Source organism: Gilvimarinus gilvus, assembly GCF_030518155.1.
Lineage (GTDB): Bacteria > Pseudomonadota > Gammaproteobacteria > Pseudomonadales > Cellvibrionaceae > Gilvimarinus > Gilvimarinus gilvus.
Genome location: NZ_JAULRU010000423.1, coordinates 1 through 15142 on the forward strand (window position 1 = coordinate 1; position 15142 = coordinate 15142).

A 15142-nucleotide genomic window follows, 5' to 3' on the forward strand; every position below is an offset into this window, starting at 1 on the left:
CTTTGTCTTCCCTGAAATCATCACGGCTGATATTAAAGGGCTTTATCGTTAAGAGGTTCTCCGTGTGTTGGTGTATATCCTCTCGGTCATCAATGGCAACCACATCATCCAAGCTATAACCAAATTCAGAAAAGCGGTGTAGGTTTTTGACTAATTTACCCCCGCTTCGCGATAAGTCTTCTCTGGTGACAACCACTGAAAAGAGGCTCAGCTCTACACCACACAGGGGTAACAGCAACTCAATATAATCTAAGGTCGCCGTGGTGCATATGCCTAGATCATAGCCCATGGCCTTCGCATCTTGAATGAAAGTGGCTAGATGTGGCCTAGGATAGACCAATTCTGGACGCCCTACCTGAATCGTCACGCCCCCGGCTGGCAGTGCGTCGAAGAATGCTTTGCGAGTCATACTTGCCCCGCTAACGACCTCTAGCAAAGGGTCGTAGGCGGGTGCATAAAGCAGGGTATGGTCCACATCAAGCACCAGTAGCCTTGAACGCTTCCTGTCTTCACTCCCCAACCCACCCATTCCACCAGTACCTTTTGTGGTTTCGTTTCAACAAAATTTGAGCGACACCTGTATTTCATAGTTTAGCATCGAGACAGAAAGCACTTAAGGGAAAGCTGTAAAGCTATCTCAACGTCAAGAGACGGCTACATGTTTCATGGTGGCTATTCCTCGAAGGCAAAAAGTAGCAACTGCATACATGCTACGTTCCATGATAGAGGCTTGCGGAGGATGTGTTCGGATTCGTCGCGCCCATTTCCATACTATCGCATCTATTTCTAGAACTCACAGCAGTGGGAATGAAATTATCATTTCCATTTATCGCCAGAAAATACCAGTTTTTGCTAGTCATTTCCATATATCGCCAGAACTTACAAGCGACTGCGCCAGTGCTATCGGCGGCATCACACCCGGCAAACGGCTGGCCAGCATGGTTTTTCCCGTGCCGGGTGGGCCGAACATGAGCAGGTTGTGACCGCCGGTGGCAGCCACTTCCAGTGCGCGTTTGGCTTGAGCCTGGCCGCGCACATCCTGTAATTCCGGATAGGTATTGGCTTGGTTGCTCTGGGCCGGTTGCGCCCAGGGGAGCTGAGCCCGGCCATGCAGCTGCGCACAGACACTGAGTAAGTTTGTGGCTATATGTATGTGGCCCGCTCCGGCGAGAGAGGCCTCGGGCCCATTTTCTTGTGCGGTGATCAGATTGCGCGAGCTACGTACGCAAGCCAATGCGGCGGGCAGGGCGCCATGTACCGGGCGCAGCCCGCCAGACAGCGCCAGCTCGCCCAGGAATTCGAGCCGCTCTAGTGGCTCTGTGGGCACCTGACCTGAGGCTGCGAGTATGCCGATGGCGATGGCCAGATCGTAGCGTCCGCCTTCCTTCGGTAAGTCCGCTGGGGCCAAATTAACGGTGATACGGCGCGCCGGAAACTCCAGGTGGCTGTTCAAAATCGCGCTGCGCACCCGGTCTTTGCTCTCTTTAACGCCTGTCTCCGGTAAGCCGACAATGGCCAGACTGGGGAGGCCGTTGGATAGGTGAACTTCGACGGTAACGCTGGGCGCATCAATACCCAATTGAGCGCGAGTGTGAACAATAGCGAGTGACATACGCAATCCTTTGCCTGTGGAGGTGCTGCCTTGCACCTAGTACAGCTCAATTTAGCGGGAGTGGAGGGTGGGGTCAATGTTGGGTATGAAAATCAGAGGATGTTAACGGGGAACGGGGAACGGGGAACGGGCGCTTTTGCGCCCATTGCACGGTGGCGTCCGACATCAGACGTCTGGCGCTTGTTAAACCCGCTTAGCCTTGGCTTTGCTCCATTGCCTCTACTTGTTTCTCTAACGCCTCTAGTTTTTGCCGGGTGCGGGCGAGCACGGCGGCCTGGGCGTCAAACTCTTCCCGCGTGACTAAATCCATTTTGTTAATCGCGCGGTTGAGTGCGGCCTTGACGTTGGGGGTGGGCACGTCTTCCAGTGAAGGGAATTGGGCTCTGAGTTCCTGAAGTAGCCGTTCGGCGAAGTCTTGCATGATTCTGCTCCTCTAAAAGTCGCATTGTACAACGACTTGGTGGCAACCGTTTATGCGACTTACGGGCGCACTCAGGTGCGTTAAAAGTGGGCAATTGTCGCCACAATCGTCCAGGTTCATAAAGTGGTGCACAAATGGTGCGCGCACAAATGACGGTGGCACGATTTTGGTGCATGGGTAGGTGCTCTGGGCGGTGGGCAGTGCGCCTCAACCCCTGTGATTTTGCGATATGCCATTGATATTCAGCATAAATTTCTAATTGGCCTGCTCTGTGCAGTGACCTTCGGCGAGTACACAGTAAAGGGCGTGGAGCCTCTTTTAGGGTCTGCTCTTCTGTTTTACCGCTAAGGCGGACAGACAGATCGTCTTTCCAGTGTTTCCCGCACTCTCGGGTGCGGGTTTTTTTAGGAGCACAATAAATGAAATTGGTAACAGCGATTATCAAACCGTTTAAGCTCGATGTCGTGCGCGAAGCGCTATCAGAGATCGGCATTCACGGTATGACCGTCACCGAAGTCAAGGGCTTCGGCCGGCAAAAGGGCCATTCAGAACTTTACCGCGGCGCTGAATACGTCGTAGATTTCCTGCCCAAAACCAAGGTGGAAATTGCCGTAAAAGAGTCGGAGCTTGACTCCGTGGTCGAGGCCATCACCAAAGCTGCCAACAGCGGCAAAATTGGTGACGGAAAAATCTTTGTCTCAAGCCTTGAACAAGTTATCCGGATTCGCACCAGCGAAACCGGTGATCAAGCGCTTTAAAACAATTTAACTCAAACGGGGATTAAGCAATGGAAAATAATATTTTTCATCTCCAGTACGCGATGGACACCTTCTACTTTTTGGTGTGCGGCGCGCTGGTAATGTGGATGGCAGCAGGTTTCGCCATGCTCGAATCAGGTCTGGTTCGTGCGAAAAACACCACAGAGATCTTGACCAAGAACGTCGCTCTGTATTCGATCTCGTGCATTATGTACCTAGTGTGCGGTTACGCCATTATGTACGGTGGCGGTATCTTCCTTTCAGGCATTGAAGAAGTAGATGTTGCAGCTACTTTGTCTGATTTCGCTGGCCGTGAAGACGGTTTCGAAGGCGGTTCTATCTACTCAGGCGCCTCTGACTTCTTCTTCCAGGTCGTATTCGTAGCAACGGCTATGTCTATCGTATCGGGTGCGGTTGCTGAGCGTATGAAGCTGTGGGCTTTCCTATTGTTCGCCATCGTTATGACTGGCTTCATCTATCCTATGGAAGGCAGCTGGACTTGGGGCGGTGCTTCTGTGTTCGGTATGTACACTCTGGGCGACCTGGGCTTCTCTGACTTTGCAGGTTCCGGTATTGTTCACATGGCGGGTGCTGCTGCGGCTTTGGCGGGTGTTATCCTGCTGGGTGCACGTAAAGGCAAATACGGCGCTAACGGTGAAATTCACGCCATTACAGGCGCTAACCTGCCTCTGGCCACTCTGGGTACTTTCATCCTGTGGATGGGCTGGTTTGGTTTCAACGGCGGTTCTGTGCTGAAGCTGGGCGATATCGCCAATGCTAACTCTGTGGCCATGGTGTTCCTGAACACTAACGCTGCTGCCGCTGGTGGCCTGGTTGCCGCGCTGATCGTTGCTCGCATCCTGTTCGGTAAAGCCGACCTAACCATGGCTTTGAACGGTGCCCTGGCTGGTCTGGTAGCGATTACCGCAGAGCCTTCTACACCTACCGCGCTGGCGGCTACCGTTATCGGTGCTGTCGGTGGTGTGATCGTTGTGTTCTCAATCATCGCGCTGGACAAAGTGAAAATCGATGACCCGGTTGGTGCCATCTCTGTGCACGGTGTGGTTGGCCTGTTCGGTCTGCTGGTTGTGCCTTTGACCAACGACGGTTCTAGCTTCTCTGGCCAAATCATTGGTGCGCTGACCATCTTTGTATGGGTATTCGTTACCAGCCTGATCGTATGGGGCATCATTAAGGTGATCATCGGTCTGCGCGTAAGCGAAGAAGAAGAGTACGAGGGTGTCGACCTTGCCGAGTGTGGTATGGAAGCTTACCCAGAGTTCACTTCCTCTAAGTAAGTCTCTAGTGCAGCGGTTCGGCTCGCCCGAGCCGCTGTTCGCTTAGGGCTCAGGCCCTGGTCTCTCACTTGGCTTAAGGATAAGGATGATTTTCCCGCGCTCAGCGTGTATCTTTAACCCATAACCTGAGACAGGCGTCCGACTACACTGTGGCGGATCCAAGTTAAAAGCAGAGACTAAGACCCAAAAGGAACTCATAATGAAACTGATTACTGCTGTCGTAAAACCATTTAAGCTTGACGACGTTCGTACCGGACTGTCGGAAGTGGGTGTACAGGGTATGACCGTAACCGAGGTAAAAGGCTTTGGTCGTCAGAAAGGTCACACTGAACTGTACCGCGGTGCAGAGTACGTGGTGGATTTCTTACCCAAGGTAAAAATCGAGCTGGCTGTTGATGATTCCATGGTAGACCAGGCTGTTGAAGCCATTACCAAGGCGGCACAAACCGGTAAGATTGGTGACGGTAAAATCTTTATCACGCCACTTGAAGAAATCATTCGTATTCGTACGGGTGAAACTGGCTCTGAAGCCATTTAAGCCTTACATTGCAACGGGGTTAGGGTTAGCTCAATTGCAGCGAAAAGCGCCGTTCGGCGCTTTTTTTATGCGCGCGGTTTCTGCTGACGTTACTGTTTGGGTAAATCACTGTCGGCATGTTGCTCGTGCAGGCTTTTGCGAATAAGGGCAAGATAGCGTCTTTGTTGCAAGACAAAGAATACCGGTAACACCACCAGCAGCATCACCAGTGCCGATGCATCCTGCGATAGAGCAAGTGCGGGCGCTATCACCATCATAAACAGCACTGACATGCCAAACATAACCGCAAACTGCAATAAATTACCGCGCCAGCGTGTTAGCTTTTGGTCTGGTCCGAAGGCGGCCGCCTTGGCCTGAGACAGCCGCTCGCGCTGCTCCTCTATGGGTAGGTGGCGGAGTTCGGGAAAGTGCTTAAGTTCGGTCTGGCGAGCCATAATGATGCAACCGCTAAAAGCGCGCAGTCTAGCGCGACTGGATAATTTGTGCAAAAAATTGCCTGCATAAAAGCATAAATAACTAAAGTATAAGCAACCCTCTTTGCTAATAAAAAACTGGCCTAAGAAATCCAAAAAAAAATGTGACCTGAGCGAAATCTTGCGTTATAAAGACAAAAAAACAATGAAAGCAGAGCATTTTTGGCGGGCCTTTGTTGGCACCAATTTCGCCTATTTTTTACTTGCGCGTATTTAACGCTGGTTTTTGAAGAGGTGTGATTATGGCGAGTCAATACGACGAAACCGAACAGGATCTGGATCAGGATGATGACATGGAAGTGGAGGATGACGAATCTCTGAACACGGCTGCAAGCGGCAAAGCTCAGCCCACGGAAGATTACAATATTGCCTCGCGCGAAAAGCTGCGCTGTGAGCTTTCGTGTCAGATAGAGGCGTTCTTAGCCAAGGGCGGAAAAATTAACGAAATACCCAACCGCCCCGTCTCTGAGCGCCCTGGCAAACCCGCCAGTGATTACACCGGCAGCCTAATGTAAAACAACAAGCCTGGCGCTACGTCGGGCTTTTTATTCTAGGGCGCGTACTACCGAGCCCGGCCAGCTTAGGTCGTCGGTATGGTGTGTCACACTAGTAGCATTGTGACTGCTACACTCAGCAGTGCGCCAATTAGCACCAATACGCCATCTCTGGCGACTATGCCCAACGACAGCAGCACTAAAATGCCAGACGGGGCGGCGGCTGCAAACGGTATGGGGCCGAGAGGTATTAACGCTAATGCCAGTGCAATGCACAAAACCGCGATTGCTTTAAGGCCGCTCTCACCCAACAAAAAACTTAAGCGCGGCTTTAAAACTCGATCAACTCGTGCGGTGTAGCGCTTGGCCGGCTCCAGCACCTCAGTAACGGAGGATTTCTTCAGTTGCATGCGTTGTATGCGCGCAGGCAACCAAGGCGAGCGGCGTCCTATCAACAGTTGCCCGGCAATCAACACAATAACGGCTGCTGCCACAATGGGCACACCCGGTATGCCACCTGTCGGCAAAAAAGTAAACAATGCTGGCACCAGCAGCAGGGGGCCGAAGCCCCGGTCACTTGCGTTTTCCAGTACACTGCCAACGCTAACACTTTGCCCTTCGTTGGACTCAAGTATAAGCTCAATGGTATCGGTTAACCCCTCACTGTGTGCACTAGTCATAGTGAGTGCCTACTGCTCGTATTTAACCGACCAGACATTGACCTCGTGTTCGGCTGCTTGCTTGCTAACGCCGTAACGTTTCTGGATGAGGCCCACTAATTTATCACGCTTGCCCACCACCTTACTGATATCGTCGTCGGTTAGACGCCCCCAGTGCTCTTGCACGGTGCCTTTGAGTTGCTTCCAGTTGCCTGCAAACTGATCGGTGTTCATAAATACCTCCTGTGGGTAAACATGTATGTCCAATGACTCATAAGCAGAATGTAGCAAAGACCATTCCCACACTGGGTGAGTGGGCTTTATAGGCCGCCGTCGCAGTGCTAACAGGGGTTGGAGCGAAGTTAGCTTGTGTCTGGGTGAGGCTTTTCGATTATCGGTATTTATAAATTTTACAGCGCCATTGTCATTTTGGGAGCGGCGCGTAGTCGTTAACAACCCTGTGCCTAAGCACCCACGGCCGCTTTGGTGTAAGGTAGGTAAACGGCCTTTTTCGATGGGGAAAAATTATGTGGGTTTGGCTACTGCTAATAGTACCGTCCTTTTGTGTAGGTCTTGTGTGTGGCTGGATTTCACGCACACCAATCAGCGCTATTGTATCGGCAGCATTGCCCTGGTTTGGGCTCTTGGGAGCGTTAATTTATACCGTGTATTTCACGCCCCATGACGGTGGTGGAGCCACTATGTGGATGGTCGCGCAAGTGGTCGGCGGTACGGTAGCGGCGGCCTGTGGATTTGCAGGCTTTGTACTGATTAAGCAAATTAAGTGGGTCAATAAATAATCACTCTCGCGGGACGGTTCGAATAACATTAACAGACCCAGCCATACGTGGCAGAATACAGCCATTAGTGAGCCGCAACAATAACTACAAAGCCGCCCAACCGCGGCCCAACCGTGTCCATGGGATGGCTGTATGAAAGATCGCAAACCGACATCGTTCGATATTGCCTATAAGGCGGGCGTCTCTCAGGCGACCGTATCGCGCGCACTGAGCGACAGCCCTCTGGTCAATGAAGAAACTAAGCAGCGTATTAAAGACATTGCCCTTGAGCTGAATTACAAGGTCGATAAGAATGCCCGCAATCTACGCTCGCAAAAAACCCGCACCATTGCCCTATTGTTAAACGAAGATCACGGTACCGGCGATTCACTGATAAACCCATTTTTCCTGTCGATGGTGGCGAGCATCATTCGGGCCAGCGCCACCCGCAATTACGACGTACTGATTTCATTCCAGCAGTTTAGCGACGACTGGCACGCCGACTACGAAGACGCCAACCGCGCCGACGGTATCATCTTTTTGGGCTATGGCGATTACACCACCTATGTCGAAAAACTAAATCACCTGGATGAGCAAGATGCGCACTATATTACCTGGGGGCCAGTACTGCCGGGCCAGCCGGGTGTCTCGATTGGTTGCGATAATTTCAGCGGAGCGAAAAAAGCCACCGATCATTTGCTAGGTTTGGGTTACGAGCGAATTGCTTTTGTGGGGGGGATCTCCGAAGGCAGTCCCGAGTTTCGTCGGCGTTATCAAGGTTACTGCGAAGCGCTGGAGCAAGCCGGTATTAGCATTGACCCGCAACTGCAGGCGGATGCGGAAACCTCGGAAGATTCCGGTTATCAAGCCGCGGTTTCTCTGCGCGACAACGGCATTACCTTTGATGCCGTACTTGGCGCCAGCGATTTAATTGCCATCGGTGTTATGAAGGCGCTGGAAGAAAAAGGCATACGCATACCCGATGAAATTGCGATTATGGGGTTTGATGATATTCCCATGGCGGCCTACACCTACCCACCACTGTCGACCGTGCAGCAAAACACCAAACTTGCCGGTGAGTTGTTGGTGGAAAATCTGCTAAAGTTGATGGAAGGAGAGAAGATTGAGTCGTTTTTGATTCCGGCAGAGTTGGTGGTTAGAGGGTCGTGTGGGGGGAAGGCGTAGGCATTGAGTCATGCCCTCAGGTCGCTCTTGCGCTCAGCCCAGGCTGCCCTCTTTGTCTCTGCGAGGCATTCACCTTGTCCCAAGAAATTCTTCTAAATGTGCTTTTATGCGCGATCAACCCTAAAAATTCACCAGCACGCGGCTGGATGTTATCGGGAACTTGAGCTTCGTAGTAAAGAGCAATGTAAATATAGGTATTACTTTCAATATATGAACAAGATATTATTCAGCCTTTAGAAATTAACAATATTGAAGTATGAGCAAACTTAAACTAGGACTTATTTTAGCGATTTTGATCTCTTTGATAGCTAATTCCTTCTTATTCAAATTAGCACTATGAATTTGTTGATTATTTAAGTCATCCACAAAAAAGCATTTTTCTGGCCATGTCTTATTGAAAAAATACGTGGTAAATGCAAATGAAAACGACTTGGCGGTTTCTTGGAAAGTCGTCAATAATTTCCGAAAAGAACGGCGTCTTTTTGGGGTGTAATTATATCTTAAGTTAACATTTGACAACCTAATGAAGGTCTTTTCTAAAGTGGAGATAATGAGACCATGGAGTACATATTCTACTTGGTGCCAGGTGTTATTGGATTGTGGCTCGTGATTGGAGGTGGCGCCAATTTTTTGGACGGTAAATTCGCTACGTTTCTTTTCTTTTGGCCTGCTATGACAGCGAGAGAGCTTACTTTTTTTGGTTGGGTTGCCTTAGTGGCCTCATCAATAAAGTTGGCATACCTTTTTCTGTTGTGAGGCAAGCTGGATCCGAAAAAGAAAAAATGTCGACGTTCAAAATTTATCGAACGCTTTACACTAATGAACTCTTAACCAATACTGAAGTCCGACCTTAGAATTCGTTTGCAATATTGATTGGTGAATCACCACGTCTGCAAAAAGGCATAAGCTCTCGTGGCTAAACTCTTCACGACGAGCATGAACATAGCTCTTCCCAATACTATGCTAGCTCTATACAGGTACGTTCGTGGGCACTGCGTTCGAGAACTTTGATCAACCCTATGGTGACCAACGCTTGGTCGGGGATGACCAGTAGTTCGTCGCCGTGGGTTAGGTGCCGGTAGACGTTGTCGTAGAAGTATTGGTAATTGCCGGCGACGGTGGGGTAGGTTTCTCTGCCCTGGTCGGTGCGGATGTGACCCCATTCATGGGGTTGTTCGTCGGCCCAATTGTCTCCCTGTGGAATCTGGCCTGCCGCCAGGCGGCTTTCTTGCACATCACCCAGAGGTTTTAGGTAAGAGCCCTTATCTCCGTGTATGAGGTAGGCGGGTGCCGGTTCGCGTGCGAGCATGCTGGCTTTGAGTAAGCACTTGTGGCTCGGGTAGTCGAGCCGTGCGTCGAAGTAGTCGCAAGTTTGCGCTCCGTTGCGCTCGATACGCAAGTCGGCATACACCGACTTAGGTAAGCCAAACAGGGTTAAGCACTCGTCGATTAAGTGTGAGCCCAGATCGTAGAGTAAGCCGGCGCCTGGATTGGGCTCTTCTTTCCATTTTTTGGGGCCGGGTTCGGGCCGAAAGCGGTCGATAGTGACGGCAAAGGTATTAATTTTGCCGAGGCGCTTTTCCTGCAGTAATTTTTTTGCGGTGTTAAAGCCCGATTGCAGCCGGCGGTTGTGGAATACGGTGAGCATAAGCCCTTGTTGCTGGGCCAGTTCAATTAGCTCCCGGCCTTCATCAAGCTCGGCGGTAAAAGGCTTTTCCAGTACTACATTTTTACCGGCGCGCAGTGCATCGCGGGCCATGGGGTAATGCAGGACATTGGGTGTATTGACTACCACGATATGAATTTTGGGATCGCTGATCAGCTTATCAAAGCTACGGACGATTTTTACCTTCGGATAGCGTTGTAGGGCGCTGTTGTCGTTGCGTTGAAGTACGCTGGCAAGCCTAAGAAACGGATGCGCGGCAATCAGAGGTGCGTGAAAAACCTTACCCGACATGCCGTAAGAGGCTAGTGCAACATTAAGGGTTTGACTCATAGGTAGGGTATCCGTTGCGGTGAGAAGCGGTAGCGCCAATTCGTATGCCAGTCTAACGTTTTTTGAGGTGGTGTAAATACGAATGCTGGTGTAACTTCAATCTAGTCATTCAGCAGCGGCGTTTTGAAGTGTGCTGCAGTAATTAATGCTCCGACACTGACGATATTTGTATGGACATTGACGTATAGAGAATCAAGAAATCCAAGAAAAGTTTATGGTGTTCTGTGGCGATGAGAAATATCGGAAGTTTAAAGGCAATCTTAGAAGAGTATCTGAAGACAAGTATGAACTGAAATTTATACAGGAAAAAAGGCTTGATGACTTCCGTGAAAGTGAAGGTCACGCTATCACCCCAGCGGATGTGTTAGCTGCGCTGTCCGATGGTACGGAATATATCTACCATTGCCCTACCAAGGCCTGCGGCTTTATTGCAGAGTGTATCAATGATCAAGAAGATGTATGGGCCTGCGGTGAATGTGGCACGCAATGGAGTGGTCGGAAGGCGTTTTTTTCGTCGATTGAAGAAAGTATACTTACTTTCCCCTACCGAAAAGCCTTGTATAAAAAGAGAGATGGTCAGTTCTTGCCGGTCGACCCAAACACCTACCCCAAGAAACTGCGAGATAACATTGAAGGTGAATGGGGTTAAGTGCCTTTCGCTCAGTGTGGCCGTTTATTGTCACGCATAATGCAACAGTGGTAATAAGTAGTAATAAATGATTTAGATCAAATTCGCTAATAGATGCATCGCTAGACTACCTAGTCTCACAATAGATGGCTGATATGGCGTACAAAAAATTAGCGGGTACTTCAGCAGTGTTTATTGATGAGAGCAATCCATGTAGCTCGGGGCAAGAGCGCGATGGGTTGACGTGGACGGCAAAAGAGTTGCATCTGTAGGAAGTTTGCAAGCCATTTACCCGAAAAGAACCTATGGCGAATAGCTTGGCGCTGGAAGGGCTTGAAGATTGTGACCCTCCAAGCCATGGTGACCTGCGGTTAATGCTGTCACCGGGGCTGACTTTGTCTATGTGGCTCAGTCAAAAGCGTGGGTGCAGTACAGCAATCAGTAGACTTCTTGAGTTAAAAAGCCTGATTAACAACAATATGGCGTAGCCCAGCTACCGTTGTTGCTATTGATTTTGTGTGTGTTTACTCAAAAGTACAATGTCTGCTTGATGTCCTTGGGGCGTTGGAATAATGACGTCACCGGTGCTTTCGTGTACGGCGATTTGCAGGGGGATGTTTCCATAATGAATTGCTAACGACCTGTGTAAGTTTTGAGTGCTCCCAGACTTCAAATTCTGTAGTTTTAGCACTAGCTCTTGCCCATCACGTTGAAAGTAGTAGATGACGTCTTTGTCAATGTAAGAAAAATTTAATGACTCGGCCTGTGCGACTGTGGCTCCATTCTGCCAATAAACTAATCCTGTTTTCGGGTCGCCGAGAAGGAGGTTCCCGTTGTCAGGTTGCTGCAGTACGATATTTTCTACACGCCTACGCATGAGTTCTGTTTCTTTGCATGAGCTCCATACGACCCAATCAATAACGTCATCGGATTGCTGACTAAATGCTAATCCTGCCTCTGTCCAGAAGGGGTGATAAGATTTCTCCGGGCTCTTTGAAATCTGGCGCCATTGGCGATTTTTTATATTTAGGCAATACAACTTGTGGCGATTGTCGAGAACAGCCAGGTACTTATTGTCGAGAGACCAGGCGATTCTTTGCGGTAGTATACCGTCTGCGAGTTCCGTTAAAAGTTCAGGCTCACCATGCGGATAGTCAATGCGCCATATACCCAATCCGGTCAGGCTTTGTCGATTGGATACAAATGCTAACTGAGCGCCATCGGCGGAAAAGGCGGGTAAAAAATCCACTTTTGAAGAGGGGGCAATTGCATCCGTGGGTACGGCGTTGCTCGGTTCGACTCTAAGTGCGGTAAGATTGATTTGAGCGCGAGCCTCGCTAATCGCCAGCTTGCCAATTGTGTGGTAATCCACATCCCAAACAGAGTTGGTGGCGGGGTAGGCGCTTTGCCATGGCGCATCGAGCCTGCCGCGGCGTAGATGCCCACCGATTAAATACTCTAAGTGATTATCTAACCAGCTGATTCCCCAGTATGGGCTCGCCTGACTGTCGAGTTCTTGCAGCTCTCCCGATTGCATATCGTACCGGGAAAGACGGTAGCGGGCTTCGCTGTCGAGTCGCTCGCTGAGCAGCAGGTAGCGGCCGTCTGTTGTTACGTCAAGGTCTTCGGGGTGCACACCTTCAATGGTATTTTCTTCCGAGACTTCTAGACGGCCGTCGGCGCATGTCGATAACGTTAGATGGGTAAGTCTGGGTTCACCGCCGACACTGTGAGCGATTAGCATTTGATTCTTGGTGACCCAGCGCACGCGAGCCGGTAAATCGTGATATTCGCAACGATATAACGGGTAGTTGAGATTTTCTTTGTGAGCAGAGAGCACGCGCAGTTCACAGGTGTCTTCTGTCTGTACTACGGCAATTAACGCAGAACCATCCACAGACCAGTCTCCTGGATACGCATCACTCTCGCCTGTCAGTAAGACGGTATGACTGCCGCTGACAATCTCTGTTTTAACCAGATCAAAATCACCGTCGGCACCGGCTTGCGCATAGGCGAGCCACTTTCCATCGGGCGAGAATCGTTGGAACAATTCAAGTCCGGGGCGGGAAGTGATTACTCGTGCCGGTTGAAATTGCTCGACTGGCAATGATGTAAAAGTACCGGCCTTCCTGGGGTTAGATGGCTGAAGGTCTGCCAGGTAATAGATGCCCAGTGCCACAACCAGCGAAAGGCCCGCGACTAAAGCATAACGACTTCCCCGCCTATTGCGCTTCGAGTCGGAGCGGGGCTGCGCCAATAGCTGGTACCCCTGGCGCGGTACGGTTCGGATAAACGTTGGAGTCTTAGGGTCATCCTGCCAAACCCGGCGTAAGTTGGCGACACATTGACTCAGGCTATTGTCGCTGACGACAAGGTCGTGCCAGGCCTCATCCAGCAGTTGTTGCCTGGGTACTGTGTCAGGGTAATGCTCAATCAGCACCTGCAAAACCCTTAGGCTTTGACCGTCAATATCGATGTCACTTTGCCCATCTCGCAGGCGACGATTGTGAAAGTCGACGAGAATGTGGTTCAGGCGCACACATTGGTGGGTGGTCTTAGTCATTGATTTGAAAGGGCTTCACAATTTATTCACGAGTTTTTCATTGTTAATTCACGCTTTGCGGTGCGCTCTAACGGCAGTATCTCACAATACGACTTAAGGAGCCGTTAATGAAAAGATTCACGCGCAACGCGTTAGCTATTTTGGTTGTCACTATACTCATCGTAGTACTGTTGGCTGGTTACTTTATTAGACCTTGGGTTCCGGTACAAAGTATAAAACCGCTCACGGACCGGGCGCAGACGTCGATGACGTTCGATCCGCGGTTTACAGAGGTGGGAGAAAGCTTACAGAGGCACTTGGTCGCATGGAGAGACGAGTACACCACACCGTCTCTGTCTGTGGCCATAGGCTATCGGGGGGAGTTAGTCTGGGCCGGCGCAGTAGGCCATGTAAATGTTGACAGTGCGGAGCCTGTCACTTTGGATACAGCCTACCGCATTGGCAGCGTCTCTAAGACTTTATTGTCCACGGCAATGGCGACGGCAACCAATCAAAAACTTGTATCGCTCGACAAGCCGATTGAAGCCTATCGGAGCGATTACCCCCACAAGGGGAGCGGGGTGACGTTGCGCAAGTTGCTTAGTCATCAGGCGGGCATTCGCCACTACGGCATGATGTGGAGTCCGCCATTTGCCGAGTACTATATCAATGAGTCGTTTAAAGACGTAAACCACGGGCTCGAACTCTTTATCGAAGACCGGCTGCTGTACCCTCCCGGCGAACGCTTTGCGTACAGTTCCTACGGTTACAATTTAGCCAGTGGTGTTCTGGAAAGCGCCACCGATAAGAATTTCCTGGCATTAATGAAAGAAACTGTCTTTGGGCCTCTGGGGATGGAAACTACCGCCGCGGAAGGCACTCAGCACTCTCTGCGAACGGCGAGCTGGTACGACCAAGTGGGGAGCAACAGTGGTGTTCGCGCCTCTGCGCCGACCAATGCCAGCTACAAGTGGGCGGGTGGCGGTTTTCTCTCTACCCCCAGCGATATGGTTAGACTCGCCAATGCCTGGTTGAACGAAACTTTGTTCGATCAACATACCCGAGAGATTTATTGGACGCCTCAGAAGCTCAATAACGGAGCGATTAACCCGCAGTCATATGCATTGGGTTGGCGTGTTGAGAGCAAGCATTTGGAGGCGGTTATGGGGGAGGAGGCCGAGCTTTTTGTTCATCATGGGGGGACGGCTTCGGGTAGCTCCGCTTTCCTGCTGATTTTTCCAGAACATGAGTTGGTCATCGCGGCGACAGCAAACCTTCTGGAGCAAGACATTCGGGCGACGCCCGAAACCTGTTTTGAGGCCGCGTACATATTCGCTAAATGGTTAAAGGGTAAGGAGGCGAGAGGTCAATAGAGCGTATGTCGCGGTGAGGGAGGTCCGTGGCAGCGGGAGCTGCTACTAACGGATTTAGCTCAGGCCCTAAACACTCACTCTGCTTAGGGCCTAGCTTTGCGTGGGCACTGGAGCGGTCGGGTTACTTAAGGGTGCCAGAAATAATTCGCGCCGTGGCGGTGAAGGTGGCGCCTGTAAAACCTCAGACATGTAGAATTCTCATTAAAAGATGGCAACACTAACCTTCCACTCCACAGTATGCGAAAATATCCCCATAACCCATAACCCATAACCCATAACCCATAACCCATAACCCATAACCCATAACCCATAACCCATAACCCATAACCCATAACCCATAACCCATAACCCATAACCCATAACCCATAACCCATAACCCATAACCC

15 protein-coding genes and 1 pseudogene are annotated in these 15142 nt (G+C 50.6%); 8 read left to right on the forward strand and 8 right to left on the reverse strand.

All coding sequences use genetic code 11. The annotated features are described in order from the left end of the window. The 3 genes and pseudogenes from QWI17_RS08240 to QWI17_RS08250 all read right to left on the reverse strand — a co-directional run. A partial coding sequence (locus tag QWI17_RS08240; protein ID WP_302722046.1) for an NIF family HAD-type phosphatase occupies positions 1 to 475 on the reverse strand: 475 nt, incomplete at its 3' end. A gap of 408 nt (positions 476 to 883) precedes the next feature. Further along, positions 884 to 1612, reverse strand: a pseudogene (locus QWI17_RS08245) (magnesium chelatase domain-containing protein); the annotation flags it as partial. Between the two features lie 193 nt (positions 1613 to 1805). After that, positions 1806 to 2033: an accessory factor UbiK family protein gene (locus tag QWI17_RS08250; protein ID WP_302722047.1), complete on the reverse strand. Its 228-nt coding sequence runs from the start codon at positions 2031 to 2033 to the stop codon at positions 1806 to 1808. 419 nt (positions 2034 to 2452) lie between these two features. Here QWI17_RS08250 and QWI17_RS08255 point away from each other — a divergent pair, with 419 nt between their 5' ends. From QWI17_RS08255 to QWI17_RS08265, 3 genes are all read left to right on the forward strand, one after another. Beyond that, on the forward strand, positions 2453 to 2791 hold the full coding sequence (locus QWI17_RS08255) for a P-II family nitrogen regulator (RefSeq protein ID WP_302722048.1): 339 nt from the start codon (positions 2453 to 2455) through the stop codon (positions 2789 to 2791). 29 nt (positions 2792 to 2820) lie between these two features. Then, a complete protein-coding gene (locus tag QWI17_RS08260; protein WP_302722049.1) occupies positions 2821 to 4089 on the forward strand; it encodes an ammonium transporter AmtB in 1269 nt (422 codons plus the stop codon). Positions 4090 to 4288: 199 nt separating this feature from the next. After that, positions 4289 to 4627 (forward strand): P-II family nitrogen regulator, encoded by a 339-nt coding sequence (locus QWI17_RS08265; RefSeq protein WP_020210976.1) that lies wholly within the window; start codon positions 4289 to 4291, stop codon positions 4625 to 4627. A gap of 89 nt (positions 4628 to 4716) precedes the next feature. On the opposite strand, the gene QWI17_RS08270 is transcribed toward QWI17_RS08265, so the two are convergent. After that, on the reverse strand, positions 4717 to 5115 hold the full coding sequence (locus QWI17_RS08270) for a hypothetical protein (RefSeq protein ID WP_302722050.1): 399 nt from the start codon (positions 5113 to 5115) through the stop codon (positions 4717 to 4719). 227 nt (positions 5116 to 5342) lie between these two features. On the opposite strand from QWI17_RS08270, the gene QWI17_RS08275 reads away from it, so the two are divergent. Continuing rightward, the gene (locus tag QWI17_RS08275) at positions 5343 to 5615 is read left to right on the forward strand and encodes a hypothetical protein (protein WP_302722051.1); all 273 of its coding nucleotides are present in this window, start codon (positions 5343 to 5345) and stop codon (positions 5613 to 5615) included. 86 nt (positions 5616 to 5701) lie between these two features. On the opposite strand, the gene QWI17_RS08280 is transcribed toward QWI17_RS08275, so the two are convergent. Next, entirely contained in the window at positions 5702 to 6274 is a 573-nt protein-coding gene (locus tag QWI17_RS08280) for an exopolysaccharide biosynthesis protein (RefSeq protein ID WP_302722052.1), read from the reverse strand. 9 nt (positions 6275 to 6283) lie between these two features. After that, positions 6284 to 6487, reverse strand: a complete 204-nt coding sequence (locus QWI17_RS08285; RefSeq protein WP_302722053.1) for a CsbD family protein — start codon at positions 6485 to 6487, stop codon at positions 6284 to 6286. A gap of 293 nt (positions 6488 to 6780) precedes the next feature. On the opposite strand from QWI17_RS08285, the gene QWI17_RS08290 reads away from it, so the two are divergent. After that, positions 6781 to 7053, forward strand: a complete 273-nt coding sequence (locus QWI17_RS08290) for a hypothetical protein (protein ID WP_302722054.1) — start codon at positions 6781 to 6783, stop codon at positions 7051 to 7053. Between the two features lie 132 nt (positions 7054 to 7185). Next, positions 7186 to 8217, forward strand: coding sequence for a LacI family DNA-binding transcriptional regulator (locus QWI17_RS08295; protein ID WP_302722055.1), 1032 nt, complete (start codon positions 7186 to 7188; stop codon positions 8215 to 8217). Positions 8218 to 9175: 958 nt separating this feature from the next. Here the strand turns inward: QWI17_RS08295 and QWI17_RS08300 are convergent. After that, positions 9176 to 10213, reverse strand: coding sequence for a Gfo/Idh/MocA family oxidoreductase (locus QWI17_RS08300; protein ID WP_302722056.1), 1038 nt, complete (start codon positions 10211 to 10213; stop codon positions 9176 to 9178). 214 nt (positions 10214 to 10427) lie between these two features. Here QWI17_RS08300 and QWI17_RS08305 point away from each other — a divergent pair, with 214 nt between their 5' ends. Next, positions 10428 to 10862 carry a hypothetical protein gene (locus QWI17_RS08305; RefSeq protein ID WP_302722057.1) on the forward strand — a complete coding sequence of 145 codons (435 nt, stop codon included), beginning with the start codon at positions 10428 to 10430 and terminating at the stop codon, positions 10860 to 10862. A 484-nt stretch (positions 10863 to 11346) separates the two neighbouring features. Here the strand turns inward: QWI17_RS08305 and QWI17_RS08310 are convergent, their stop codons facing one another. Further along, positions 11347 to 13404, reverse strand: a complete 2058-nt coding sequence (locus QWI17_RS08310) for a winged helix-turn-helix domain-containing protein (RefSeq protein WP_302722058.1) — start codon at positions 13402 to 13404, stop codon at positions 11347 to 11349. A gap of 107 nt (positions 13405 to 13511) precedes the next feature. On the opposite strand from QWI17_RS08310, the gene QWI17_RS08315 reads away from it, so the two are divergent. After that, positions 13512 to 14756 (forward strand): serine hydrolase domain-containing protein, encoded by a 1245-nt coding sequence (locus QWI17_RS08315; protein WP_302722059.1) that lies wholly within the window; start codon positions 13512 to 13514, stop codon positions 14754 to 14756. The last annotated feature ends 386 nt before the right edge of the window (positions 14757 to 15142 follow it).

Bases quoted from the DNA above. Each gene is read 5' to 3' on its own strand.
- QWI17_RS08250 (WP_302722047.1), bottom strand. From the start codon at position 2,033: ATGCAAGACTTCGCCGAACGGCTACTTCAGGAACTCAGAGCCCAATTC.
- QWI17_RS08255 (WP_302722048.1), top strand. From the start codon at position 2,453: ATGAAATTGGTAACAGCGATTATCAAACCGTTTAAGCTCGATGTCGTG.
- QWI17_RS08260 (WP_302722049.1), top strand. From the start codon at position 2,821: ATGGAAAATAATATTTTTCATCTCCAGTACGCGATGGACACCTTCTAC.
- QWI17_RS08265 (WP_020210976.1), top strand. From the start codon at position 4,289: ATGAAACTGATTACTGCTGTCGTAAAACCATTTAAGCTTGACGACGTT.
- QWI17_RS08275 (WP_302722051.1), top strand. From the start codon at position 5,343: ATGGCGAGTCAATACGACGAAACCGAACAGGATCTGGATCAGGATGAT.
- QWI17_RS08280 (WP_302722052.1), bottom strand. From the start codon at position 6,274: ATGACTAGTGCACACAGTGAGGGGTTAACCGATACCATTGAGCTTATA.
- QWI17_RS08285 (WP_302722053.1), bottom strand. From the start codon at position 6,487: ATGAACACCGATCAGTTTGCAGGCAACTGGAAGCAACTCAAAGGCACC.
- QWI17_RS08290 (WP_302722054.1), top strand. From the start codon at position 6,781: ATGTGGGTTTGGCTACTGCTAATAGTACCGTCCTTTTGTGTAGGTCTT.
- QWI17_RS08295 (WP_302722055.1), top strand. From the start codon at position 7,186: ATGAAAGATCGCAAACCGACATCGTTCGATATTGCCTATAAGGCGGGC.
- QWI17_RS08300 (WP_302722056.1), bottom strand. From the start codon at position 10,213: ATGAGTCAAACCCTTAATGTTGCACTAGCCTCTTACGGCATGTCGGGT.
- QWI17_RS08305 (WP_302722057.1), top strand. From the start codon at position 10,428: ATGGTGTTCTGTGGCGATGAGAAATATCGGAAGTTTAAAGGCAATCTT.
- QWI17_RS08310 (WP_302722058.1), bottom strand. From the start codon at position 13,404: ATGACTAAGACCACCCACCAATGTGTGCGCCTGAACCACATTCTCGTC.
- QWI17_RS08315 (WP_302722059.1), top strand. From the start codon at position 13,512: ATGAAAAGATTCACGCGCAACGCGTTAGCTATTTTGGTTGTCACTATA.